The 24511-nt window shown below is 57.0% G+C and carries 33 protein-coding genes; 29 read left to right on the forward strand and 4 right to left on the reverse strand.

Annotated features, from left to right (window positions below):
- Positions 1 to 97: 97 nt before the first annotated feature.
- From KO536_RS24185 to KO536_RS03790, 4 genes are all read right to left on the reverse strand, one after another.
- Positions 98 to 235 carry a hypothetical protein gene (locus KO536_RS24185; RefSeq protein WP_257622767.1) on the reverse strand — a complete coding sequence of 46 codons (138 nt, stop codon included), beginning with the start codon at positions 233 to 235 and terminating at the stop codon, positions 98 to 100.
- Between the two features lie 81 nt (positions 236 to 316).
- Positions 317 to 664 (reverse strand): hypothetical protein, encoded by a 348-nt coding sequence (locus KO536_RS03780; protein WP_219261130.1) that lies wholly within the window; start codon positions 662 to 664, stop codon positions 317 to 319.
- A gap of 376 nt (positions 665 to 1040) precedes the next feature.
- Positions 1041 to 1424, reverse strand: a complete 384-nt coding sequence (locus KO536_RS03785) for a LuxR C-terminal-related transcriptional regulator (protein WP_095028357.1) — start codon at positions 1422 to 1424, stop codon at positions 1041 to 1043.
- 294 nt (positions 1425 to 1718) lie between these two features.
- Positions 1719 to 2498, reverse strand: a complete 780-nt coding sequence (locus tag KO536_RS03790) for a S24 family peptidase (RefSeq protein WP_219261131.1) — start codon at positions 2496 to 2498, stop codon at positions 1719 to 1721.
- 105 nt (positions 2499 to 2603) lie between these two features.
- On the opposite strand from KO536_RS03790, the gene KO536_RS03795 reads away from it, so the two are divergent.
- The 29 genes from KO536_RS03795 (at position 2604) to KO536_RS03935 (ending at position 24496) form a co-directional block, all read left to right on the forward strand.
- A complete protein-coding gene (locus KO536_RS03795; RefSeq protein WP_153434356.1) occupies positions 2604 to 2804 on the forward strand; it encodes a Cro/CI family transcriptional regulator in 201 nt (66 codons plus the stop codon).
- Between the two features lie 239 nt (positions 2805 to 3043).
- Positions 3044 to 3817, forward strand: coding sequence for a DnaT-like ssDNA-binding domain-containing protein (locus KO536_RS03800; protein WP_219261132.1), 774 nt, complete (start codon positions 3044 to 3046; stop codon positions 3815 to 3817).
- A complete protein-coding gene (locus KO536_RS03805) occupies positions 3814 to 4509 on the forward strand; it encodes a replication protein P (protein ID WP_219261133.1) in 696 nt (231 codons plus the stop codon). The genes KO536_RS03800 and KO536_RS03805 overlap by 4 nt, the downstream gene beginning before the upstream one ends.
- Positions 4502 to 4711, forward strand: a complete 210-nt coding sequence (locus KO536_RS03810; protein ID WP_219261134.1) for a hypothetical protein — start codon at positions 4502 to 4504, stop codon at positions 4709 to 4711. The genes KO536_RS03805 and KO536_RS03810 overlap by 8 nt, the downstream gene beginning before the upstream one ends.
- Positions 4708 to 6003: a site-specific integrase gene (locus KO536_RS03815; RefSeq protein ID WP_219261135.1), complete on the forward strand. Its 1296-nt coding sequence runs from the start codon at positions 4708 to 4710 to the stop codon at positions 6001 to 6003. Before KO536_RS03810 ends, KO536_RS03815 begins: the two co-directional genes overlap by 4 nt.
- A gap of 2 nt (positions 6004 to 6005) precedes the next feature.
- The gene (locus KO536_RS03820) at positions 6006 to 6221 is read left to right on the forward strand and encodes a hypothetical protein (protein WP_095023624.1); all 216 of its coding nucleotides are present in this window, start codon (positions 6006 to 6008) and stop codon (positions 6219 to 6221) included.
- Positions 6221 to 6784: a hypothetical protein gene (locus tag KO536_RS03825; protein ID WP_219261136.1), complete on the forward strand. Its 564-nt coding sequence runs from the start codon at positions 6221 to 6223 to the stop codon at positions 6782 to 6784. Before KO536_RS03820 ends, KO536_RS03825 begins: the two co-directional genes overlap by 1 nt.
- A gap of 208 nt (positions 6785 to 6992) precedes the next feature.
- On the forward strand, positions 6993 to 7322 hold the full coding sequence (locus KO536_RS03830) for a phage holin, lambda family (RefSeq protein WP_219261137.1): 330 nt from the start codon (positions 6993 to 6995) through the stop codon (positions 7320 to 7322).
- Entirely contained in the window at positions 7322 to 7639 is a 318-nt protein-coding gene (locus KO536_RS03835) for an HNH endonuclease (protein WP_219261138.1), read from the forward strand. Before KO536_RS03830 ends, KO536_RS03835 begins: the two co-directional genes overlap by 1 nt.
- Before the next feature lie 140 nt (positions 7640 to 7779).
- Complete coding sequence (locus tag KO536_RS03840; protein WP_257622769.1) at positions 7780 to 8238, forward strand: phage terminase small subunit P27 family; 459 nt, start codon at positions 7780 to 7782, stop codon at positions 8236 to 8238.
- On the forward strand, positions 8192 to 9988 hold the full coding sequence (locus KO536_RS03845; RefSeq protein WP_257622770.1) for a terminase large subunit: 1797 nt from the start codon (positions 8192 to 8194) through the stop codon (positions 9986 to 9988). The genes KO536_RS03840 and KO536_RS03845 overlap by 47 nt, the downstream gene beginning before the upstream one ends.
- Entirely contained in the window at positions 9985 to 10176 is a 192-nt protein-coding gene (locus KO536_RS03850) for a hypothetical protein (RefSeq protein WP_219261139.1), read from the forward strand. The genes KO536_RS03845 and KO536_RS03850 overlap by 4 nt, the downstream gene beginning before the upstream one ends.
- The gene (locus tag KO536_RS03855; RefSeq protein ID WP_219261140.1) at positions 10176 to 11387 is read left to right on the forward strand and encodes a phage portal protein; all 1212 of its coding nucleotides are present in this window, start codon (positions 10176 to 10178) and stop codon (positions 11385 to 11387) included. Before KO536_RS03850 ends, KO536_RS03855 begins: the two co-directional genes overlap by 1 nt.
- Positions 11365 to 12018: an HK97 family phage prohead protease gene (locus KO536_RS03860; protein ID WP_219261141.1), complete on the forward strand. Its 654-nt coding sequence runs from the start codon at positions 11365 to 11367 to the stop codon at positions 12016 to 12018. Before KO536_RS03855 ends, KO536_RS03860 begins: the two co-directional genes overlap by 23 nt.
- 10 nt (positions 12019 to 12028) lie before the next feature.
- Positions 12029 to 13234: a phage major capsid protein gene (locus tag KO536_RS03865; RefSeq protein ID WP_219261142.1), complete on the forward strand. Its 1206-nt coding sequence runs from the start codon at positions 12029 to 12031 to the stop codon at positions 13232 to 13234.
- 41 nt (positions 13235 to 13275) lie between these two features.
- Positions 13276 to 13689, forward strand: coding sequence for a HeH/LEM domain-containing protein (locus KO536_RS03870; protein ID WP_219261143.1), 414 nt, complete (start codon positions 13276 to 13278; stop codon positions 13687 to 13689).
- A complete protein-coding gene (locus tag KO536_RS03875; RefSeq protein ID WP_219261144.1) occupies positions 13682 to 13999 on the forward strand; it encodes a head-tail connector protein in 318 nt (105 codons plus the stop codon). The genes KO536_RS03870 and KO536_RS03875 overlap by 8 nt, the downstream gene beginning before the upstream one ends.
- Positions 13996 to 14322, forward strand: a complete 327-nt coding sequence (locus KO536_RS03880; protein WP_219261145.1) for a phage head closure protein — start codon at positions 13996 to 13998, stop codon at positions 14320 to 14322. The genes KO536_RS03875 and KO536_RS03880 overlap by 4 nt, the downstream gene beginning before the upstream one ends.
- Before the next feature lie 3 nt (positions 14323 to 14325).
- Positions 14326 to 14496 carry a hypothetical protein gene (locus KO536_RS03885; RefSeq protein ID WP_219261146.1) on the forward strand — a complete coding sequence of 57 codons (171 nt, stop codon included), beginning with the start codon at positions 14326 to 14328 and terminating at the stop codon, positions 14494 to 14496.
- Between the two features lie 3 nt (positions 14497 to 14499).
- Entirely contained in the window at positions 14500 to 15003 is a 504-nt protein-coding gene (locus tag KO536_RS03890; RefSeq protein ID WP_219261147.1) for an HK97-gp10 family putative phage morphogenesis protein, read from the forward strand.
- Positions 14996 to 15382: a DUF3168 domain-containing protein gene (locus KO536_RS03895; protein WP_219261148.1), complete on the forward strand. Its 387-nt coding sequence runs from the start codon at positions 14996 to 14998 to the stop codon at positions 15380 to 15382. Before KO536_RS03890 ends, KO536_RS03895 begins: the two co-directional genes overlap by 8 nt.
- A gap of 55 nt (positions 15383 to 15437) precedes the next feature.
- Positions 15438 to 15938: a phage tail protein gene (locus KO536_RS03900; protein ID WP_219261149.1), complete on the forward strand. Its 501-nt coding sequence runs from the start codon at positions 15438 to 15440 to the stop codon at positions 15936 to 15938.
- A 39-nt stretch (positions 15939 to 15977) separates the two neighbouring features.
- The gene (locus KO536_RS03905) at positions 15978 to 16307 is read left to right on the forward strand and encodes a gene transfer agent family protein (RefSeq protein WP_219261150.1); all 330 of its coding nucleotides are present in this window, start codon (positions 15978 to 15980) and stop codon (positions 16305 to 16307) included.
- Positions 16308 to 16381: 74 nt separating this feature from the next.
- Positions 16382 to 16558: a hypothetical protein gene (locus tag KO536_RS03910; protein ID WP_219261151.1), complete on the forward strand. Its 177-nt coding sequence runs from the start codon at positions 16382 to 16384 to the stop codon at positions 16556 to 16558.
- Between the two features lie 36 nt (positions 16559 to 16594).
- Complete coding sequence (locus KO536_RS03915; protein ID WP_219261152.1) at positions 16595 to 17098, forward strand: hypothetical protein; 504 nt, start codon at positions 16595 to 16597, stop codon at positions 17096 to 17098.
- 59 nt (positions 17099 to 17157) lie between these two features.
- The gene (locus KO536_RS03920; protein ID WP_219261153.1) at positions 17158 to 20574 is read left to right on the forward strand and encodes a phage tail tape measure protein; all 3417 of its coding nucleotides are present in this window, start codon (positions 17158 to 17160) and stop codon (positions 20572 to 20574) included.
- Positions 20575 to 20584: 10 nt separating this feature from the next.
- Positions 20585 to 21064: a DUF1833 family protein gene (locus tag KO536_RS03925; protein ID WP_219261154.1), complete on the forward strand. Its 480-nt coding sequence runs from the start codon at positions 20585 to 20587 to the stop codon at positions 21062 to 21064.
- A 2-nt stretch (positions 21065 to 21066) separates the two neighbouring features.
- Positions 21067 to 21501 (forward strand): C40 family peptidase, encoded by a 435-nt coding sequence (locus KO536_RS03930; RefSeq protein WP_219261155.1) that lies wholly within the window; start codon positions 21067 to 21069, stop codon positions 21499 to 21501.
- Positions 21440 to 24496: a host specificity factor TipJ family phage tail protein gene (locus KO536_RS03935; RefSeq protein ID WP_219261156.1), complete on the forward strand. Its 3057-nt coding sequence runs from the start codon at positions 21440 to 21442 to the stop codon at positions 24494 to 24496. Before KO536_RS03930 ends, KO536_RS03935 begins: the two co-directional genes overlap by 62 nt.
- The last annotated feature ends 15 nt before the right edge of the window (positions 24497 to 24511 follow it).

The raw sequence follows: 24511 nt of genomic DNA on the forward strand, positions 1-24511 counted from the left end.
TAAACTCCACCAATTGATGATCAGTCATGCGGTCGGCGCCGCGAATGAAACGGGATATAAGATCCTGCTCTTCATTAATTCCGGTGCGCGCCATGGTTCATTTCAGCGCGGCGTCATCGTTGTGATACAGGGCCGTGACAATCTTTCGTGACAGCAGGAGTGCTTCTTTTTCTTTCGCACTCAGCTTGTCGCGGTCGCGTTGATCGCGCTTCCGTTCGGTTGCAGATTTGGCCATGGCTTGCCTCTTCAAGTCCGCTGGGTGGCAATTGGTGTTGGGTTTGGCGAAGGCGTCGCTGTGCGGATGCGTTGACGCGCTTCACATGTGACTGCCGAAGAAGGCGAACACGGTCAGTGTGATACCAAAGCGCAAAGCCCAGCTGCTCAGGAATTTTCCGAACTGCTTAACGTTGAACTGTGCTTCTTTTGCCTCCAGCTCACGAGCATGAGCAGTGGCATTGTTGTGGCCGAAGCGCTCGGCTACGACCACGCCAGTAGCGCGATTGATCAGCGAAAAGGTGTTGTTACCGCTCGGCCGCACGATGATCAGCGGGGCCAGGGGTGGCGGTTGTACACCGGGCTTTTGGTAGAACTCGGCCGTAGCTTGGCGGGCACGTGCGCGCAACCCTTCGAGGGCAGTGACGCGTTGGGCGAAAGATGGGTGCATGGTCGATCCTCGACTTGGGTTGCGGGTATTCGTCAGCGCTCTGGTCTTGCGACAAGGGAGAGCTGGCGAATAACTGCAGGCATGAAAAAGCCCAGTCGAAACCGGGCTGTGTTGCACTCTTAAAACGCCACCGTATGTAAGAGCAAGGCTGTGCGGGCGTGCCCATCACGATTTACTTGTGCATAGCTGAATCCTCCGTTTGTTCGTCAGCAGGGTATGGGTGATGCAGGTGTCCAGCGTCTGCTGGGCTGGCGTCCGCATCGGTCTGTACTCAAGCCGATATATGCCGAAGATCAGACCGATGCGTCCTGGTGCTGGGGAGTACCAGGTGCTCGGGCAGTTAGCGACAGGCTGTCGTGGCGCTAGTTGATTTGGATTATCCGACCAGATCAAAAGAGTCAGCGCGGCGTGTCATTCTCAATTCGCCGCCTCGGCGCTCAGTTGGGCGGCGATCACGGCGAGCCATCCCGCTGTCATCAAGACCTTGCATCGTCATCACTGCGACCAGCAGCAAGCAAAGAGGGGTAATGATCTGTCGGCGCATCGCTTCGGCGACCATCGCGCCTTGGCGATGAACGCCGAGCTTGTACATGGCGCAGGACAGCCGCTTGACCACGGTGCCCGGCGCTATATCGAACGCCCTAGCGATCTCTTTAGCGGTCAGTCCTTGGGCAACTGAAAGCACGAACTGCAGTTCCCGTGGCGCAAGGCCTCGGCCGAGGTGGCCCTTCCATGCACCGTCTACGATTGTCGATTCCATGATGTTTACTCGGTTGTTTTCCCGCTGCACCCGGTTGCCCAGGTGCAGCAGTGAAAGTGTCCGTTTCTAAAGAGCTCTCATTGCTGAGCCAGTCGGTCCCCGTGAGGGGGCTGGGGTCAGGATTCCCCCTGGCCGTGGTAGCCGGCGAGTCTCCGGCTTGTTGCCGGTGTGTGCCGGCGATGAGCTAAGTTAACCATCGGTATAACTAGCTGGTCAATACCGATGGTTAACTATTTTTCTTTGGGCGAAAAAAATCCCGCTCTGAGGCGGGATTTCATTTGGCTTGGGTGCTCTCTACCAGAGCACTGAGGACCAGAAGACTCGACCAAGTACTACGATTTCATGCTCGTGCATTTCGGCTGGTGAGTACTCTTCGTCGGGATGCTCATCACGATTGAAGCTCCGCATTCGTATGCCGCCCCCAGGCAAGCGATACAGCGTTTTTACTCGCAATTGACCTCCGTGATCCAGAGCGTACATTTTGCCGTCACTAATCGTGGTTGTCCCTTGGTCTACCCCGACAGTGCTGCCATCTGGAAGAACCGGCTCCATGCTATTGCCGCGAACGGTTACACAAACAGCCTCAGAAGGCTGAACACCTTGGCGTCTTAGCGTCAACTTTCCGAAGCGTAATTTCTGCCGTGGGGACTGCTGGACACAGCTACGGCCTTGGCCTGCAGACAATTCCACTTCCTTGAGGAATGGCACGTATACCTCGTCGTCATCGAGCGGAGTGTCGTCGTCCCATTCATCCAGCGGGCCAATCATCACAGCATTGGATGTAGGGGGGTGGCGGTCAGGTGCGGCCCTGGTGAGTTTTTCTATTTCTGCTGCCAATCGAGGGCTGAACTTCTCGACCGGCTCTTGGAGCTGCTCAGAGAGGATCGCTGCGAACTGTGCGTTCAGTGGGTTGATGCCCTTGAAATACAAATTCACCGCTGCCGGGGTAACGCCTGCAGCGTCCGCAATCTTTCTCTGACTCAGTTTCAACTCATTTTTCTTTGCGAGAAAGAGGTCGTGAGCAGCCTTGCACTCGGCAAGGCGATCTGGCGGGAGGATGCGTTTTTTAGTCATGGCAAGAATTTATAACCAATGGTTAAAACAAAGAAGAAACCATCGGTATTGATAGTTAATTAACAGATGGTTAATATCGTGCCAATCGTCACCAGAGGCACGACCATGAAAGAGACTTCCCTCGATCAATTCGTGGCCGATAAAGGGCAGTCCGAGGCCGCACGGCTTCTGGGTGTGACCCCTCCGGCCATTTACAAAGCTATTGCTGCTGGGCGCCGAATCCGGGTGATTGAGCTATCGGAAGGCGTTTTTCAAGCCAGCGAACTTCGCCCATTCCCATCCCAGCCAAAGCTTCAAGTCGCTTAAGTGCTTATTGATGAGCCCAGTATCTGTGGGTTCTGAGTTGGAAGTAAGCACCTCGGATTAGCTGTTAATCCATCCAGTTACCAAATCGCAGGCAAAAAAAAGCCGGTGGCTAGACCGGCTTCTTCACAACTTATTTCGGGGGCCATTATGTGCACCATTTGCTCATCACGCAACGCCGCTGACGTGATACCTCGCCTTGCACCCTTACTTGTCACGACCACCGCACAGGAGGCCGTGTAATGGCCCGCATCCGCACGATCAAACCCGAGTTCTGGACCAGTGAACAGGTCATGGAGTGCAGCCCTTTGGCACGCCTGTTGTTTATAGGCGTGTGGAATTTCTGCGACGACGCGGGCAACCATCCCATGTCGGCCAAGACCCTGAAGGCACTGGTATTCCCGGGCGACGACATCACCTCGGCGAAGGTCGGTGAACTGCTCGCCGAGCTCTCAACGAACGGGCTCATCGACCTCTATGAGGTATCGGGTAAAGAGTACCTGCACGTCAACGGCTGGAAGCATCAAAAGATCGACCGACCCACGATCAAGCACCCTACATATCGACTGACTATCGACGCTGACTCGGAGAATGCTCGACGAGCCCTCGCCGAGGAATCGCTAGAGCCTAGACGAGCCCTCACCCCCGGAAGGGAAGGGGAATGTAAGGGAGAAAACCCACCCAACGCGCACGAACCGTTCGACCCTCGGGAAATGGTCGCCATGACCCTGGACTGGTTGCCCGATCCAGAAATCCTAAAAACCTATGCCGTTCACGTTGGCCTGTCTGGCGCTCTGTTCACTCCAGCGGTGATTGCCCTGTTCACCTGCCACTACGAGCCGAAGGGGGTGATCAACACCCAGGCTGAGTGGGTGAGCATGCTGGTCAAGTGGGTGCAGCGTGATCAGGTCAAGACCGCCGGAACCAACGTCAGCCGCTTCCCGGGCAAGTCCCGTACTGACGAACCCTTTGACGATGAAAACACCGACTGGCTGCATCAGGAGGCCACCCAATGAATCAAGTTTCAGTAATCGCCACCGGCCTGTGGGCCAAGGTGCAGACCGGCCAGTTCATCGCTGCCGGTGAAAGCGAACACATTCAGCCCGCCGCAGAACTGTCCCAGGCCACGGCCAAGGTCATCAACGGCCTGTTCCGCGAACTGCGTTCGATCTTCCCGGCGTGGAAGCAGGCTTGGCCGGATATGGCGACCTACAAAGCCGCCAAGCAGCAGTGGATGCGCGGGTTTCTTGAGGCCGGGATCTGCAGCACTGAGCAACTGCGCTTCGGCCTGTTGCAGGCGCGCCAAGCCGCCAAGGACTTTGTGCCGAACGTGGGTGTGTTTATCGGTTGGTGCACACCGACAGCGGAAATGCTCGGCCTGCCGAGGTTGGCTGCGGCTCACCGCGAGGCTTGCCGTAACGCGCATCCGTCGATGGCTGGTCAGGCCAAGTGGACTCATGACGCGGTGTGGCATACGGCCAAAGAGTGCGGCTTTGAAAACCTCAACCGGCTGTCCCACGACCTGAGCATCAAGCTGTTTGAGCGCAACTACACGATCACGGTGCGTCGCATTCTGGCGGGCTTGCCGTTGCAGAAAATGCCATTGGCTTTGCCGCCACGGGCCATTGAACGCAGCGCGCCGGAAGTGGGCAACAAGGCTCTGGCGGCACTGCGGGCCATGCGCTCGGGAGGTGCAGCGCATGCCTAATCCTCACCTGGCTCCGGTGGAGCAGAGCGCCTACCGCTGGGCTGTTCACTGCTGCTCCTACAAGTTCGATTTGAGCCATAAGCCCGACCGGGCCGTGGCTCTGTTTGAGCATGAAAGTGCGGCACACACGTTTGGTCGCCTGATGTGGCCAACCACTTACGAGGTTGTCGGCCGGCAACCCCCGCAGGAAGGTGACCGTTGAACACCAAAATTAAAACCCTGACCGTGAAGCTGTCCGACGCGGAAATTGGCCGCAATGCCAAGCTTGAGCATGTGCGCGACCTGCGGGATGCCGGTCACCCGGCGCTGCACTTTCGCTTCTCCAAGAACCGCGCCCGGGGCTCCTGGTACTTGGTCAATAAGCGCCGCTGGCATCGCATCGGGGCCTTTCCGGCCTTGAGCGCAAAGCAGGTGTTGGCTGAGCTGCCGGCTGTGCGCCTGCGTGTTTCAGCTGATGCGGGCTCGACCATTTCCCAATGGGCTACCACCGGCGAGCTGCTCACCTGGTACGCCGATCGTATGGCCCGTGACCGCAGTCTGTCGGCCAAGCGCAAGAGCACCGGCGCCTCGGCCATGAAGCGCCACCTGCTGCCGCGCTTGGGTGACTTGCCGCTGGTTGAGGTCAACAAGGCCACGCTCGATACCCTGTTCATGTGGCCCCTTCAGGAAGCCCTATCAATCGATTACGTGCGTCTGGCGTTCCAGTTGCTGGCCCTGGCATTTAGGCAGGCGTTGAAGCTGGGCCTGATCACGTCCAATCCAATGGCGGGCATCAAGTTCAGCGACTTCTCCAAAGCCAAGGTCGGGATCAAACCGTCGCGCCTGCGTGGTGTGCAGTTGCAGGACCTGCTGGGCGAACTGGGGCAGGCCATTGCGAACGCTCCGGCTGACGCCATGCTGGCCCTGATGATGCTGTGCCACGGCACGCGGATCGGGGAGACCCGGCAAGCACGCTGGCCGCATATCAGCCTTGCTGAACGCGAGTGGTTCATTCCAGCAGAGCACACCAAGACCAGCGTGGAGCATCACCTGCCACTGACCGACCAGGTGCGGGCGCTGTTGATCCAGTACCGCGACACCCAAACCGCCCGCGGCTATGACGGCCAGTACCTGTTTCCGGCTCGCAATGGCAAGGCGTTGAGTGAAGGGCAGGCCAGTGCTGTATTCGCTCGGCTGGGCAAGGGTGAGTGGACCAGTCACGACCTGCGCAAGGTGGCCCGTACCGGTTGGGCAGACCTCGGCATCGACCACCTGATCGGTGAGCTGCTGATCAACCACGCGATGGGACACAGCGTGAAGGTGTACATCCAGTCGGACGTGATGAGTCGCAAGCGTGATGCCCTGGAGAAGTGGCACGCCCATCTAGACCAAAAGGGTTTCGACCTGATCCACGGGCAGACAGGCGTTAGATTCGGAGAATCCGGTAATTCACTGGAAGCCGCTAACGGCGTGGCGTGCAGCGCTATTCAGAAAACAACCATAGTAGAGGATTAAAAATGGCCACCGCAGCTGCTGAGTTGACTGATCAAGAAGCCAAGGTTGCTCAGATGCTGGGGGATGCTTGGAATGAATACTTGAAGCTGCCCATCGAACACCCGATGGAACAGAAAGAGTTCTGCAGCGCTATTCATGCCTGCCAGAACATGGTGTTGGCCAGATGTGGTGTGCGGGCTTTGAAGTCCACCCAGTCAGTAGCGTTGGAGATCAAGTGATGGGTATGTACAAAGACGTAATGGGCACCCTGGTGCGTGTGCTTGCGGCAGACAACATCGATAACTCCACCAAGCAGAGCTGGCAGAAGCTGATCGATGCCGAGCTGCGATCAGGCGGGCAGGGCGCTGGTATCTCTGTGCGGGACAAGTTCGACTATGACTGCTGCCTGTATGCGCTGCTGCACCGTGAGCTTGCCCCGGCCCAGTGGGATGTGTTGGTGGCGAAGTACTCAACGCACAAAGCGAACAAGGTCGGGGCAATTGGGCGACTTGTTCCACGTATCTCCTCTCCTGCTCCACAGCTCTTCATCTACAAAGCTGTGACTGCATGGGCTATTCCCAAGCTGCGCGGCGTGCAGGATGGGAAGCGGTCCACGGATATGATCGTGCTGCCTGTTGAGTTCTACGACATGAACACTTGGGATCCGGCGGCCTCGCCTGAGCGTACCCGGCATAGATGGCGGTCTGGTATCCATCAGCGGCTTGAGTCTTTGGAGGAGGCGGCAGTGATACACGCCACGGAGCTCTTCGACCGCGAAGAAATCTTTATTGATGCCGCTTGACTGAGTGGCCGACTGGCCGTAAATTAGCCCCATCATGTCGATCTTGCGTGTGGTGATACTAGACCGCATGCAGGAACACATACCCAAATCCTAAAGCCCAGCCATCGCGCTGGGCTTTTTCGTTTTCGGCCCCGCCACACCCATCGCCTCAAGCTGGGTGTGTTGTCGGGGCCGAATCAATTCTGCTCCCTGCTCGGGAGGACATCGGATGCCTCATATGCCTGATAAGCCAGACACCTGGGTCATCGCGCTCGCATGGCTGAGTCAGCACTCTCCGACGATCTATGCAGCCACGCTGTCCTTCGTGATGGCTGCACTGCGGATCATCTACGGTGGCGGAACTCGGCGTCAGGCGATGCTCGAAGCAACTATCTGCATGCTGCTCACCACTAGCTTGATTGCGGTGCTGGAGTACTTCGGCTTGCCATCCAGCCTGGCTACACCAGCAGGCATCTGGATCGGCTTCTTGGGTGTGAAGAAGATCGCCGACCTGGCTGACCGCTTTGCTGACTTCAAGCTGCCCCGGCGGTCTGACTGATGGCGAGCACTTCACCCTGGCATCACCTCTACAAGACGAAGGATTGGTTCCGGCTCAGGTGGAAACAGCTGCAGGACGAGCCGCTGTGCCGACGCTGTACCTCGCAAGGCCTAACAGTGGCCGCTGGCATTGCGGATCACATCAAGCCTCACCGAGGCGATGTGACGCTGTTCTTCGATGCGACCAACCTCCAGAGCCTCTGTAAGCGCTGTCACGACAGCGCCAAGCAGCGCGAGGAGAAGTCCGGTGTCGTGGTCGGATGCGACGTCAATGGCCTGCCAATCGACCCAAATCATCACTGGAATCGTCGTAAATAAGAATAATTCTTGTTTATTCCTGTAAATTTCAGTTGTGGCACGCCACTGCCCCTAGGGGGAGGGTAAATAGTAGTGGTTCTCGTCTAGTAGGACCGCCCTCGACCCTCTTTACGCATAAAGCCAGAATTGGAGACTTTTTTTTGAAGGGACGAACGCCTGCCCCGACGACCCAGAAAAAGGTCACCGGCACATTGCGTGCCACCCGCGAAAACAAGCGAGAGCCACAGCTCCCGGTAGCGTCCTATCAGCCCCCGCCGTCGAGCATGACGGCTGAGGGCAAGGCTGTCTGGAAAGTGTTCTGCCCGCTCGCAACATCCATGGGCGTGCTTACTGAAGCCGATCTTCAAACCCTTGAGCGGTTGTGCGAGGTCGCCGCCGAGGTTCGCCGCTTGACCAAAGTTATTTCCGTAGAGGGCCATACCTATTCAACCGATGCCGGGCTGATAAAAGCGCACCCGGCAGTGGCGATGGCGGCTGACGCCGACCGCCGGTTGCTCTCTTACCTTACCCATTTCGGCATGACACCCGCCGCCCGATCCAAGGTCCAGGCCATTGGCGAACCTCCAAACAAAGACCCGGAAGACGAGTTCTTCAATTGAGGTCAAGAAGGTTTCCTATGCGGTCGACCCAGTAACGGCCTGGGCTCAAGAGGTTTATTCCGGCAAGGTGCTGGCAGGCCCAGATATTCGAAACGCATGCGCTCGTCATCTGCGCGACTTGGAGGGCGGGCCGAAGCGCGGTCTGACTTGGGATCTTGAAAAATCCAGCCGGGCGATCCGGTATTTCAAGACAGTGCTCAAGCTCAATGGCGGCGAGCACGAAGGCAAGCCCTTCATCTTGCTGCCGTGGCAGGCATTCATTGTCGGTTCGATCTTTGGCTGGATGGGTGCGGATGGCTTTCGCCGCTTTCGGACGGTGTACATCGAGTCAGGAAAGGGCTCGGGTAAATCGCCACTGGCGGCAGGCATCGGGCTTTACTGCCTGACCTCGGATGGTGAGCCCCGGGCCGAGGTCTACGCGGCAGCAACGAAGCGCGATCAAGCAATGATCCTGTTTCGTGACGCGGTTGCAATGGTCGATCAATCACCGTCGCTGACGAAGAAGATCAAGAAGTCCGGGCGCGACGAGAAGGTCTGGAACCTGGCCTACCTAGCGACCGGCTCATTCTTTCGCCCGATCAGTTCCGACGATGGCCAGTCTGGCCCGCGTCCACACTGCGCCCTGATCGACGAAGTTCACGAGCACAAGAACAACAAGACTGTCGAGTTTATGCGGGCGGGCACCAAGGGTCGTCGCCAAGCGCTAATCCTGATGATCACCAACAGCGGACACGACCGAAACTCTGTTTGCTACAGCTATCACCAGCTCGGCGTGAACGTCTGTGAGGCGGGCGCCAAAGGCGTGACCAAGCGGCACCGTCACTTCAACGATGGGTTCTTTGCGTTCATCTGCTCTTTGGATAAAGGGGATGACCCATTCAAGGATGAGAAGTGCTGGGGCAAGGCCAACCCGTCACTGGGTCACACCTTTCAAGCCAAGTACCTGCGAGAGCAAGTCACCGATGCGAAGGGCATGCCAGCCAAGGCGAGCACGGTTCGACGCCTGAACTTCTGCCAGTGGGTGGATGCGGCAAACCCTTGGGTTGATATCGATATATGGCTGTCGTGCTGCGCCAAGTTTGACCCCGATAAACTGACGGGGCAGAGCTGTTATGGCGGGCTCGACCTGTCGGGAAAACGAGACCTGACAGCCCTGAACCTTTACTTCCCTGAGCATGGGAAATCTATTGCTGAGTTTTGGACGCCCAAAGACACGCTGCTTGATCGAGCCGCGATTGATGGTGTGCCCTATGACATCTGGCTGGAGGATGGCCACATCCATGCGCCACCCGGCAAGGCGATCAACTACGCATTTGTAGCCAAGCGCCTGGGTGAACTCGCCGCCAAATACGACATAAAGGCGCTGGCCTTTGACCCGTATCACATGACGTATCTGGAAGTTGAGCTTGAGGCTCAAGGTATTGAGTTGAACCTGGTGCCCCATGGTCAAGGGTTTCGCCCGGCCCGCGACTCTAACCTCTGGATGACCCACTCCATTGACCTGGTTGAGGACTTGATTCTCACCGGCCAGATTCAGGTTCTGGAGAACCCGTGTCTCACCTGGAACGTTGCCTCGGCCGTCATGGATGCAGACGCCCAAGAAAACAGAATCTTTTCTAAACGCAAAAAGACAGGTCGCATCGACGGCGCTGTTGCTTTGGCTATGGCTGTTGGTGCTGCCAACGCTACGGAGAAGGTGGCCGAGAGCCTTTCTGATCACATCTCCAAATACGGAATTCGAACTTTATGAGCGATGAAACTGTGACGCCAAAGCTGGGGGCGCTGAAAGGCTCACTGCCTGATCTCGTCGGCATTCTAGGGCTTGGGCTACTCACCCGTGGCCTTTGGGCGTGGATGGGTGAGCCTCTGGCTCTGACTGTCTGCGGCTCTCTCCTGATCGCCTTGTCCGTTGTTTCGATTGTGCGGGGTGGCGGCTAATGCTTCGGGCACTCCTTGGAAGAAAGAGCGGCGTACAGGTCATAGACACATCTGAAAAGCTCGCCCAGGCACTAGGTGCAGGCTATGAAAGCGCAGCGGGTCAGCGGGTAACGACAACCAGCGCAATGCAGCAATTGGTTGTTTTCAACTGCGTGCGTGTATTGGCTGAGTCGATGGGGATGTTGCCCTGTCGCCTATTGAAGCAAACCGGACGCGTTCGATTGCCAGCCACGGCTCACCGGTTGTATCCGCTGATCACCATGGCCCCCAACAGCTACATGACCGCCCAAGAGTTCTGGGAAATGCTGGTTGCATGCCTGTGCCTACGCGGCAACTTCTACGCCTACAAGGTGATGGCGCTGGGAAATGTGGTTGAGATTCTGCCGCTTAATCCCGACATCGTTACCCCGAAGCTCAAGGATGACTGGACGGTTGAGTACAAGGTCAACTTCAAATCGGGAGAAAAGACGCTTACGCAGGATGAAATTTGGCATGTCCGGCTTTTTACCCTGGACGGCCTGAACGGCCTGAATCCAATTGCCTATGCCCGGCAAGCGCTTGGTCTTGGCCAGGCGATGGACGCACACGCCGCGAAGCTCTTCACCAATGGCGCTGTAACCAGCGGTGTTCTGCGTACCGAGCAGCAGCTTTCTGACGAAGCGTTCGGGCGTTTGAAAACAGAGTTTCAGGGCGAGCACATGGGCGTAGCCAATGCGTACAAGCCGATGATTCTGGAAATGGGTCTCGACTGGAAACCCATCAGCCTCAACGCCCAAGACACCCAGTTCATTGAATCCAAAAAGCTAACCGAGGCGCAGATCTGCGGTTTGTTCCGTGTGCCGCCGCACTTGGTGGCCAGCATGGAAAAAATGACGCTCAACAACATCGAGCATATGGGCATGAGCTTCGTGAACTACTCATTGGTTCCGATCATGACCCGCATCGAGCACCGCATCCAAGTCGGCCTGCTCAGCGAGAAAGACCGCCTTACCCATTACGCCAAGTTCAACGCCGGTGCCCTGATGCGCGGCGACCTGAAAGGGCGCTACGAGTCATACGGCAAAGGCATCCAGTGGGGGATTTTGAGCCCCAACGACTGCCGCGAACTGGAAGACGAGAACCCCCGCGAAGGTGGCGATATCTACCTCACGCCAATGAACATGACCACCAAACCAGAGGCTGGCGACGATGCAGACAAAACAGCGCCTTGACCTGCCGCTGACCATTAAGTCGGTCAGCGACAGTGGCGAGTTCGAAGGCTATGGCTCCGTGTTTGGTGTTGAGGATAGCTACGGCGACGTAGTAATTCGCGGTGCATTCGCGGTCAGCCTGGCCAAGTGGAAAGAGAAAGACCGCCTGCCGGCCATGCTCTGGCAGCACAACATGAGCGAGCCGATCGGTATCTATACCGAAATGCGCGAAGACGATGTGGGCCTGTACGTCAAAGGCCAGTTGCTCATCGATGCCGACCCTCTAGCCAAGCGTGCCCATGGCCATATGAAGGCGGGCAGCCTGACCGGTATGTCCATTGGCTACATGCTCGACGATTACGAATACGACAAGGAAAAGGGCGTCTGGATCCTGAAAGCGATCGACCTCTGGGAAGTCTCCCTGGTCACCTTCCCGGCCAACGATGAAGCCCGGATCACTGACGTGAAATCACTGCTGGCCCGTGGCGAAACACCGCCACCCAGCAAAGTGGAGCGAGCCCTGCGAGAGGTTGGGTTTTCTGGCTCCCAGGCCAAGGCCTTTATGGCCAAGGGCTACGGCGCAGTTTCACCGCGAGAGGCGGATGCCGACGATGCAATGCAATCCCTCAAATCCCTGTTGACCCGCATTTAAGGAGCCTCTCATGGCTGTTGAAAAGAAAGATATTGATGACGTTGCCGAAGCTCTGGGCAAGAAGTTCGACGAGTTCAAAAAGACTAACGACAAACGCATCGACGGCCTGGAAGAAGAGAAGGGCAAGCTGTCTGGGCAGGTCGATACGCTCAATGAGAAGTTGAGCGAGCTTGATGCGCTGAAAGGCGATCTCGAAAAAGAGCTGTTAGCCCTCAAGCGTCCAGACGGCACTAGCACCAAGGCTGCTAGCGAGCACAAGACTGCCTTCATGCAGTTTGTGCGAAAAGGTATCGAAACAGGCCTGGGTGAGCTTCAAGCCAAAGCGCTGCAGGTCGGCGTTGATGCTGATGGTGGGTTCGCAGTTCCTGAAGAGCTGGACCGCAGCATCATCGAACTGCTGCGCGATACCTCGCCGATGCGCCAGGTCTGCAACCAGATCACCATCGGCAGCCCGGACTACAAACGTCTGGTGAACCTAGGCGGTAACGGCGCAGGCTGGGTAGGTGAAACTGACCTGCGACCTGCAACCAACACTCCAAAGCTCGGCAATATCTCTGCGTTTATGGGTGAGCTGTACGCGAACCCACAAGCCACTCAGACCAGCCTTGACGACATTTTCTTCGATGCCGAGGGCTGGTTGAATGGCGAGGTTGCTCGCGACTTCGCTGAGAAGGAGGGTAATGCTTTCCTGAAAGGTGATGGCATCAACAAGCCTAAAGGTCTGCTGGCTTACGGTCTGGACGTGAAAGACGACGAGGCTCGCGCCTTCGGCGTTCTGCAAAAGATCTTGAGCGGTACAGCCGGTGCGATCACTGGCGACAGCCTGATCAACCTTATTCACGCCCTCAAGGCGGGCTACCGTGCTAACGGCACTTGGATGATGGGCAACCTGACCGTTGCCTATGTTCGCAAGCTGAAGGACAGCGAGGGCAACTACCTTTGGCGTCCAGGCCTGGAAGCGGGCGCACCTTCGGTCCTGCTGGGTTACGGCATCACCGAAAACGAAGACATGCCAGATGTTGCAGCTGACGCCAACGCTATCGCATTCGGCGACTTCAAGCGCGCCTACACCGTTGTGGACCGTATCGGTACCCGCGTGCTGCGTGACCCGTACACCAACAAACCGTTCGTTGGCTTCTACACCACCAAGCGTGTCGGCGGCATGCTGGTTGACTCCCAGGCCGTGAAAATCCTGACCCTTAGCGCTGCTGCCTGACTGGGTGGGCGCCCTCGGGCGCCCGACCTTACGGAGGATTTATGCCGATTATTATTGTGAATAAGCCGTTCCCGTTCGCCGCGGACGGAAATCATGTGGTTGAGATTTCTGTAGGCGAGCAGGATGTCTCGGAGCGTTGCGCGCTGGTCGCGGTAGAGCACCTCGGTGTGGCGTCCTACGTCAGCCAGCTGGACGCCAACGGTCTGAAGTTAGATGGTCCAACCATTGCTGAATTTGTTGCAGCCGGTTACCCAGCTGTTAATTACCCGCCCGAGGGTTACGCATCGCGCAGCTCCCAGGAAGAAATCGATTCTGCAATCGAAGCGGAAAAAGAAACAGATCCTCTCAAGATGAAGGTTCTGGACTTGAAGGCCTGGCTCACCGCCAAAGGAATTGAGTTCGATCCATCTGCCAACAAAGACGCGCTTCAGGCTCTGGTACCAAAAGTTGATTGATCTTGCTCTCGTCAAGGCTCACTTGCGGGTCGACCATGACGAAGAAGATGCACTGATTCAAGGCTACATGGATGCGGCCTTGAGTGCGTTTGAGACCTGGACCAATCGGACGCTTATCGATCCTGCAGAGGCATTGCCAGAGCCTGTTGGTAATGCACTGCGGATGACCAAGTCAATCAAGCAGGGCGCACTGTTATTGATCGGACACTGGTACGGCGCCCGTGAAACCGTTGTGGTGGGCACCATCACTTCAGAACTTCCGATGGCAACCAATGCACTCTGGAAGCCTCACCGCTGGATGAATGTATGAGAGCAGGCCCAATGCGTCACCGCTGCGCCTTGTTCAAGCCTGTCCTGACCAAGAACAAAACCGGCGGCTTCGACTCAGCCTGGGAAGAGGCCGGAAAGGTCTGGGCAGAAATCACCATACCTTCCGGGCGGCTGGCCCCGGTTGCCGAGCAGATCAAGGCGATCATCACCGCTGAGATTCGCGTCCGTCCACGCTCTGACTTGAAGGCCGGCTGCCGGCTGGTGGAGAAGGGCGTCACTTACCTGGTTGAGGCTGCACTGCCCGACAACGATTTGTCGATGCTGCGGCTTCTCTGTTCAAACGTACCGAACCCGAAATGGTGAATCATGAAAGTAATTGCCCAGGGCAGTCTTTCCGGCGCCGTTGGTGACCGTGAGAAAGGCGAAGAGTTTGTTGTAGATGCGAAGTCAGCTGCACGGTTGCTGGCCCGTGGCCTGGTGAAGGAAGTCGCTGTGTCCGCACCACCTCTGGAGAAGGCTACCAAGCCCAAGGAGTGAATCATGGCCGCTCGCCGATCGCGCATGTCCGGCGACTTCAAGCTCCGTCGAACGCTTCGAAACATTCACTCCACCATGGATAACGAGCTGGTACCGGCAATGCAGGAAGCTGCCGACAAGGTACTGGCGACAATGAGGGAGTTGGTACCTCGGGGCACTGGCGCATCTGCTGCCGCGCTTAAGACATTCGTGTCCAAAAGCGGCCTGGATGCAGAGATAGGCATTCGTGGCAAAAAGGATATGCGCCGGTTCTACTACCTAAAGTTTCTGGAGTACGGGACCAAAGGTTATACCGGCAAAAAACGAGCTGGAGGTCGTAACCGGCAGAACAGGAACAAAAGCGACGGCACGAACTTTTACGGTAAATACCCTGATATCCCGGCTCGTCCTGCGCACCCATGGTTGCGCCCGGCCATGGACGTCAATAAAGAGTTCGTTTTGGCGAGCATCCGTGCTGCTGTTGCGCGCACCTTGAATAAAGCAAGTAGAGGGGCGTCCGATGTCTGACCCATCTATTGCGCTGCAAGCGGCGCTGCTGGCCAGGCTTGAGGATGAAGTTTCATGTCCGGTATACGACGGCGCTCCGATGGACACGCCGATGCCGTACATCTCGTTTGATCGAGAGATTTCAACGAACACTTCGCCGATTGCAGGCCGCAAGCGTGAGCAGCGGCTGATCTACCTGTCTGTTTGGTCTGATGCCCACGGTCAGGCCGAAGTGAAGCGCATCAACGGTGAAGTTATCGCGGCTCTCAACGAGCGACCACTGCCGCTGGAAGTTGGCCGCGCTGTCTCGGTTCGAGTAGAACAGGCTGACGCTCAGCGCGATGCTGACGGCGTCACCTATCAGGGATCTATTACGGTCCGCGTCATCACCACCCACTAACACCAACACCCGGCCGCACTGCGGCTTTATCCAATGCGCCTTTGGAGGAATCCCCATGGCCGAAGACAATCTCAATACAGCAGCCGGCTGCCGATTAGGGCTAGGCAGTAAGGACGGCGCCGACACTGAAGCGCTTTATAAGGCAGACGACTACGTCGACGTAGGCGAGATCGAAGACCTTGGCGAGTTCGGTGACACGTTCAGCTCAGTGACCTTCACCTCGCTGCGTGATGGTCGCGTCCGTAAGTACAAGGGTACCGCCGATGCGGGCGACCTGACCCTGACTGTCGGGCTCGACAACGGTGATCTGGGACAAGCTGCGCTGAAAACCGCCCACAAGGATCGTGCACGGGGTGACTACAACATCAAGGTAACCCTGAATGATGGCGATCCGGCCGCGGTACCGCCCGTGCTGCCGACCACGTTCTACATGCGCGGCAAAGTGATGAACAACACCGTTGCACCGGGCGCCGCAGACAACGTAGTTCGTCGCAACGTGACCATCGCTATCAACTCCGAAATCCTCGAAGTTCTCCCAGGCCCAGCGGTGCCTTAACCTGCGGGGCTTCGGCCCCGATCCACAAGGATCATGAATATGAGCAAGACCCTTTTCGGTACGGTCGACATCGTCCTGGACGGCGAGACCTATACCTTGAAGCCTACGCTTGGGGCAGTTCGCGCAATTGAAGCTTCATTTGGCGGTTTGCGTGGCGCATCTCAAGCTGTGAATGCGCTGAGCATTGTTGGTTGCGCGGTAATCGTTGCGTGCGGTGCTGGTTTGACCGGCAAGGAAGCGGACGTAGTTGCTGACAAAGTTTGGCAGGCTGGTGTTGTCGAAGTATCCATTCAGCTCAATGCTTACCTCGCAGCACTGTACAACCCCAAGGGGCCTGATGCGGGAAAGGATCAGCCGGCGAAGGCGTAAGCGCTGTCGAGGATGGCAGTTACGTTGACCGGCTTTACGCGGTAGCCACGGGCTGGCTGGGATGGCCGCCTGATATGGCTTGGAGTACTCCGCTCCCTGAGTTGTTCCTGGCCATGGACGCCCGGATCGAGTGGGCGCAGATGACCAACCCGTTTGGTGGTGGTAAGCCTGGACCGAAGAAGGGCAAGCCTGCGCCGTCAGCGGTGGCTGCGAAACTGAGGCAGGTACTGACGGGGCGGCAGGCACAGTAGATTGGTATAGTTTCCAGTTTACTGGGAGGGATCCAAATGAAAGCCATAGCCGTTATGGTTGCTACTGTTTTAATTGCAGGGTGCGAGAAACAAAAAAGCGATGAAGTGTTAACAGATTTGCCATACGGGAAATGGGTTCATATTGAAAACAAAGATGCACTTACCGACATAAAAACGAGCTCAACAATTCTCAAGTCTTGGCCTGTTTCGGATGGAAACCCAAGCCCTGTCGAGATGCATTTTCGATGCTCTGAGGGTAGGCTCGATTTTTATCTGAGCTGGAATCGTTACGTTGGCTCCGATCCTTTAGTCGATACGAGGATTGATAGTGACCCGCATCAGCCCAATACATGGGGGTCATCAACAAATGGGAAGTCTACTTTTTATCCATTTTTTAATTCGGCGTATCTCGATAGATTGGCCTCTAGCACATCGTACATCGCAAGAGTTTCAGCACCCGATCGCGACATCACAGCTAAGTTTGATACATCAAAATTGCAGCAAGAGACAAAAACCATTCGTGAGGAGTGCAAAATCTAAAGTACTTCTTCCACTTTTAAAGCCGCCCATGGGCGGCTTTTTGTTATCTGGAGAAAAGCATGGCAGGCACTGACGTTCAGGGGATGCTTGTCCGTATCGAGGCGACAACAGCTCAACTTCGTCAGGAACTGGCGCGTGCAGACTCCAGTGTTGGACAGGCGTCTGACCGCATTGACCGAAACCTGAGTCGGGTCGACAACGCTTTCGATCGTGCCGGTGACCGAGCTCAGCACGCCTCTGGATTGATCAAGAGCGCTCTTGCAGCCGCAGTGGGCGCCGCCTCAATCGGAAAAATCATCGAAACCGCTGACGCCTATAGCCAGATGTCCGATCGCATCGGTATGGCCACCGGCAGCGTTGGTGAGTACAACGAGGTGCAGGATCGCTTGCTGGAGACAGCCAAGCGAACCTACCGCCCCTTGGCTGAGGCTCAAGAACTCTACATCCGAACCTCGGGCAGCTTGAAGTCTATGGGCTATAACACCAGCCAGGCGCTGGACGTTATGGACAGTTTCAGCTTCCTGCTGGTTACTAACTCTGCGTCAGCAGATAAAGCCAGCTCTGCCATTGATGCTTACTCAAAAGCGCTACAGACCGGCAAGGTTGAAGCGGATGGTTGGCAAGCTATTCTGGCAGCGATGCCAACGGTTGTTGACACTATCGCCGAGTCTACCGGTAAGACCGCAGAAGAAATCCGCAGTCTTGGAGCTCAGGGGAAGCTTGGATTGGACCTCTTGACTGGAGGCTTGCAAACAGCGGCGGTGGCCAACGGCGAGTTGGCAGACAGCATGGGCGTGGCAGTGCGTGACGCCATGCAAAACCTATCTAACTCTTTCACCGTCTACATCGGACGCCTGAACGAAACTTCAGACTTCACCGGCGTTCTTGGAAGCGGTATTGCCACGCTTGGCGATAACTTTGAAACCCTTGCAGACATTGCCATTGTTACGGCCATCGCGGCACTCACCAGGTACGCGGCAACCGCAGCGAGTGCTGCGGCAACAGCCACTTACTCTGCTTACCGTGACGTGGCTGCGCGCAAAGCACAGGCGACGGCTGTTCTGCTCGCCTCGCAAGCAGAGCTGCAAAAAGCCCAGACCTCAGTCGTACTTGCGCAGCGTGAAGCAATTGCCGCTCGGGGCACGGCTGTTCAGACGGAAATGTCACTGCAGCTTGCCACGGCGCGCATGGTTGAAGCCCGGGCAACGGCTGCAGTTACTGCAGCTCAGGCTGGGTTAAGTAGCGCATCCGCAGGCCTACTCGGAATCCTAGGGGGCCCACTTGGTGTAGCGGCTCTGGCGATTGGTGCCGCTACGGCATTCCTGCTTCTGCGCGACAACACCGGATTGCTTGAGAAAAAGCTTGGTGATCTGGCCGATCCGATCGATAAAATCGCCGAACGTTTCGCAAAGCTTAACCGCGCAACACAGTCTGTAACTTTGCGCGAGCTTGAATCATCCATTGGGGATATGCAGTCAAAGCTTGGGCAAATGTCCGGCGCTATCGCTGATAAGTTTGAGAGCGATCTTCGAAATATGGGGGCAGGTGGCGCTGCGGGCCTTATGGCTGGCCTGACAACCCTCCCGGCTGATGTTCAGGGTGCACTGGATTTAGTTCGTAAAACTTCACAGGATCAAGCTGCCGGTATGACGGTTGACTGGAAAGCGGTGGCGGACCAACTGCGCACTGTTCCAGGCGTTACTGAAGCGATGGCGCAGGCCATGGAAAACAGCCAGATTCCAGTGTCTGAGCTGTCTGCTGAGCTGGGCAAGCAGAAAGATGTGATGGCAGCGCTCACCGGGGAGACTGACGACAATACGCGTGCTGAGCTGGAAAACGCTGCAGCAAAGACAGGCGCGGCTCAAGCAGGTCAGAAGTACCTAGACCAGCAGTTAAAACAGTTGGCAACTGCTCAAGACAAAACAAGCATGGATGCTGCCAACAGGTTCATCCGTGAGAACACGTTACTCACCGATGACATGGTCGTTGCTATCCGCTCTGCCGCTGCCGCCAAAGATGCGCAGAAAGCAGCAGACGACGCTGCTGCCAAGGCCAGGCAGAAGAACGCAACTGGCTCAGACTCCGCGGCGAAGCAGCAACTGAAATCGTTTGAATCTACCGAGGAAGGCTACAAGCGTCAGATCGAGCTGATCAATACCACGGGCGACAAAACCCAAGACGCCACCGAGGTGATGAAGCTCTCGTTTGAGCTGCAGGAAGGCAAGCTCGGCAAACTGTCCGAGGCGCAAAAGAAAAAACTACAGGGCATGGCTGCCGAGCTGGACACCCTGAATGCGCTGAAGAAAGCCAATGAAGACGCCTTGAAGCTGGAGGCATTCAAAAACGCTCAAGGCGTCGGCACTCAAACCATGAAAGATGGGTTTGAGCAGGAGCTCAAAGGAGTCGGCAAGGGTGATAAAACCCGTGACCGGTTAAAGGCAGACCTGGCACTTGAGCAGAAATATGCTGCTGATGTAGCCACTCTTAACGAACAGTTCCAAGCAAAAAATATTAGCGAGGATCTGTACAAGAGCGAAACGATTGCCCTCAAGGAAGCATTGGCTGAACGCATCATTGCTCAGGAGTTGTACTACCAAGCGGTTGATGAGCAGCAAGCCAACTGGATGAATGGCGTCAACGAGGCTTGGTCGAACTATGCCGATGCCGCTCGCAACTATTCCCAGCAGGCTGCGGACCTGACCTCTGAAGCGTTGGGCACTGCAACCAGCGGACTAGGTACGTTCTTTTACGATGTCGCTACCGGTGCCCAAAGCGCAGGAGATGCACTAGGCGATATGGTCGGCAACTTCGCAAAGTCGATGCTCCAGGCTTTGGCGGACATGGCGGCTCAGTGGTTGATCTACCAAGGTGTTCAGATGCTGGTTGGTAAAACTACTCAAGTGAGTGCAGCCGGAACGATGGCTGCCAACGCTTCAGCCATGTCTCTCCAAGCTGGATTGGCCGCATTTGCATCAACCGCTGCAATTCCTATCGTTGGTCCTTTTGCCGCACCTGGTGCGATGGCTGCGGCCATGGCTGTGACAGGCCCACTTGCTGCGGCTGTCGGTATGACTGCCATGGCCGGCGCTGGATTCGAGGAAGGCGGCTTTACAGGTTTTGGCCCTAAAGACGAAATTGCCGGTCCGGTTCACCGTGGCGAATACGTGTTCGACGCAGAGGCTACGGCTCGCATTGGTGTTGGCACCTTGGAAGCGATGAGCAACGGTCGGCCTACGATAATCGGTACTGGCAGGGGAAGCACCTCTGCTGCCCCGGCTCCCAGCCGGGCGCCTGCGGATAAAGGCCTGACCGTAAATCTCATCGAAAACCCAAGCAAAGCCGGTCAGGTTGAGCGCGGGAGAAATACCGATGGGTCGGAGTCTCTGACCCTTTTCGCTGCGCAGATCCGTGCTGGCGGTAACGAAGCGTCAGATACGTTCGAGTCTGTTTACGGGCTCAAGCGTAGTCCTAGCTAAAAGGTGATCCATGACCCCAATCGAACAGTGCTACGCCTCTGGCGGAGACATGATCATCAAGACCGTCGAAGTCCGGGCGGAAGGAGAGAGCGCCACACTGCTGTTTTCTCAGGGCTTCGATGACTGGACGTGCGTTACCGAGGACGGCAGGGAGCTGACCTTCCCGGGTGTGGCGATGGGGGATGCGCTGCCCAAGAGTGACGGCAGCGGATACCAAAGCCTGAACATCGAAATTGATAACACTCTGGGCAACGTGCAGAAGGTCGTCGAGGAATACCGGCTTGCTGGGAAACGGATTTACATCACTCACCGCGAATACCTGCTGAGCGATCTGAGTTATCCAACATCGATTTACCACCTCACGGTGCTGGATCGAGAGTACGCCGACAACACCGCCAAGTTCTCCTGCGGGTTCTTTGACCTGCTGAACATTGGGTTCCCGCGAGACAAGCTCACCACATTGGTCGCACCTGGCTTGAAGTACATCTAACCATGCTCAAAAAATACTTATCCGCCCCTTACCGGGATGGCGGCCGGGGACCTATTGCCTTCGATTGTTGGGGGCTTTGCATCGCGGTTCGCCATCAGCTACTGGGCCTGCCTCTGCTGCCCAGCCTGGGCGCTGTAGGTAAGGACCGGCTGCGCGAGAACACCCACGCTTACCACGACCTTAAGCAGGGCATGGAAACGTGCCCTCCAGAAGTCGGCGCCATTGCGGCGGTGTTCCGTGGCGCGCTGTGCCTGCATGTCGGCGTGGTGGTCGAGGCTGATGGCAGGCTCAAGGTGCTGGACACCAACCCTGGCGGTGTACGACTGCGCACCGTCCGTGAGTTTGAAACTGACTTTCCAAGGGTGGTCTTCTACCGTGATCGAATTTTTCCCGAACAAGATGGCCGGCTCGGCGCCGATGGTCACCTACACGACTGACCGTCGCATGACGCTGGAGCAGTGGCTGATCGAGCAGTCGCCCAGCTACCAGCGGATGGAGTCGCCTCCGATCAGCATTGTGCTGAATGACGAACTGATTGAAGCGAAGCGCTGGCATAAGGTGGCTTTCAAGCCGTCGGACCATGTCGAGATCTATCGCGAGCCCAAGGGTACCGACCCCTTCAGTATCACTTACGCCCTGTTTGCGGGCGCGAAGGCGGTGATGAAGATGATGGTGCCGAAGATGCCCGGCATGCCTTCGAACTCTACTGTGCAGGGCAGCCCCCTGACCGAGGCCAGCGCCAAGGGCAACAAGGTCAAGCTGGGCGACACCATTCGCCAGATCGCTGGACACCAAAAGGTATACCCGTCCTACTTGGCTGAACCACGCACCTGGTTTGTTTCTCCACGGGAGCAGTGGATCGAGATGCTGCTGTACGTCTCGGCGGGTGATTTGGATATCCCAATCAGCAAGATCAAGGTGGGAGAAACTCCACTGATTTCGCTGGGTGCCGATGCACGCGTGACGATCTATCCGCCTGGTGCGGATGTGTCGGGCGATACCGCATCGATGCTCTGGTACAACGTGGCCGAAGTGGGAGCGAGTTCAAGCGGATCGGCTGGCCTGCAGTTGACGGTTTCGAACAGCATCACTCCATCGGCGCGGGCTTCGGCCTACCAGTTCAACGGCGAAACCATCTCGATCCCTGCGGGAGCGGGCGCGTTCCCTGCGGATTGGGTCAGCGGCTTGGTGATTCGTGCGCTGGCTTACTACGAATACACGGTCATCGATGGCGGCGCGGGACGTGACATCGTTCAAGGCCCGCTGGGGATGCTCAATCCTGAAGTCGGCATGCCGATCGAGGTCGTGGGTGCCAACGGCGGGTTGTACATCGTCAACAGCTACACGCCTTATGCGCCTGCAATACCGCCCGGCGCAGGTACGGCTTCAACGCTGCGGGGCTCCAGTGCTCCGTCACGCTACGACTTTGATGTGACACCGTTGACGCTCACTGTCAGCCGAGGCGGGACGGCATACCCGGTCACCCTGAACACTGCGACAACCGACCTTGCCGGTCTGGTGTCGGCGTTCAACGCTGCCAAGGACGCTGCGCCATTCATTGCCAGCGCCTCGCTGGGCCGACTACTGCTCACGGAAACGTCCGCTTTTACCGGCATGCCGCTGACTTCGACGGACGCGACTCTTTTCGGCAGCAGTCCAATCAGCAGCACCGGCACTGCGCCAACCAGCGGGTCGCCTGAGCACCCCGCAGAGATGACCTTGAACTATGACGGCGGCGCGCCTGCGAATGGCCTTGCGCTGGGCACTGGCTTGGCCTGCATTGGTCCTAGAGGGTTGCGGTATCGCATCACAGCCATCGGTAGTTCCATTATTGAGGTCGAGCGTCTGACCTCTGCAGGTGCTGTTGATGAGGATTGGCCTGGGTTCAGCTATCTGGAAAGCGTCAACAGCGTGATCAACCTCGATCCCTCCAGCCTGCAGGGTGGGTACCGCGGTCCCTTCGTCTGCAGCCCGGTCGGGGAGAAGGTCACCGCCATCGAGTACTCCGTCTTTGCGGCCAACGGCCTGATTGGTCTCGGAAAGAAAGGGGACATGTACGCTATTTCATCAGGCCACCAGTTTGAATACCGGGATGCGGATATGGCCGGTGCTTGGACGGTATTGTCGAAATGGGTGAGTGGTGCTTCGCGTGACGCCCAGGGCTTTACCTTCCGACATGAGCTGCCTTATCCGATGCGCCCTGAGTGTCGCCTCAAGCGCCTACCCAAGATCGGCGGCGCGAACGCTGACGAGGTCAACGACGACATGATGTGGTACAGCCTGCGCGGGTTGCGTCAGATTCGCCCAACCAGCTATCCGGGCATGACAGTCATCTCGGCCAAAATCCGTGGTGCTGACCGACTCTCAGCGCAATCAGAGAGCCAGGTGAATCTAGAGGCCACCCGAATCCTGCCCCTGCGCAGCGGCGGCGCCTGGCAAGCACCTGCACCTACACGCGACATCGTGCCGTGGGTGCTGAATGTGCTCAAGTCCCTGGGCTACACCGACGCCGATATCGACCTTGAAGAGTTTGACCAGTTGCACGCGTCCTGTGTTGCCGATGGCCAGCTCTACGACGAGACGATTGATGCCTCAAGTATTGTCAAGGAAGCGCTGAACAATGCGCTCGCCTGTGGCTGGGCTGAGCTGACCATCGCTAACGGGCTCATCAGGCCAGTCCGTGATGAGCCTAGAGCCGTATTTGAGCGCGAGTACGGCCCTAAGACCCAAACCTACTCGCCGCAGAACATGACCACGGCCTTGAAAATCAGCGGTCCGCTTCCTTCGATCAATGACTTCGATGGTGTGGACGTTGAGTTTTACTCGAGTAAAAGCTGGGCATGGGAAACCGTTGAATGCCGTTGGCCGAACGACCTTGGGCTGAAAGTCGAGAAGGTAAAACTGCCCGGGGTGACTGATCGAGACCGCGCCTATCGGTGGGGTATGCGCCGCCGGGGGCACCAACTGTTCCGATCGGATACTTACACCTGGGCGACCACGCTGGCAGGGCGCAACTCGGGTTACTTGAGCTTTTGCGCGGTGGCCAGTAATACACCGGGGCTTTGCCAGAGTGCGCTGTTATTTGGCGTTCAGCCGGTCATTGGCGGGTTGATACTTGAGTCGTCAGAACCACTGGATTGGTCTGCCGGTGGCGCCCACAAGATTGGCGTCAGACGCCTTGACGGTACGCTGTCTGGCCCATATCCAGCGACACAGGTTGATGATATTCACGTCAGAATTGATGACCTGGACTTTGTTCCGGACACCAGCTTTGCGTTGGAGTCACCACACCTTTTGTTCGGGCCAGAAAGCAAGTGGGCTTATCCGGTTTTAGTGACCTCTGCCGACCCATCCAATGGCAATGTCTCAATGAAGGGGATGCCCTATGACGGCCGTGTTTACACCTATGACCATGCGATGGCGCCGGACTGATAAAGGATCAAATAA

It is taken from the genome of Pseudomonas sp. NKUCC02_KPG (assembly GCF_019345465.1).
In the GTDB taxonomy this organism is placed as follows: Bacteria; Pseudomonadota; Gammaproteobacteria; order Pseudomonadales; family Pseudomonadaceae; genus Aquipseudomonas.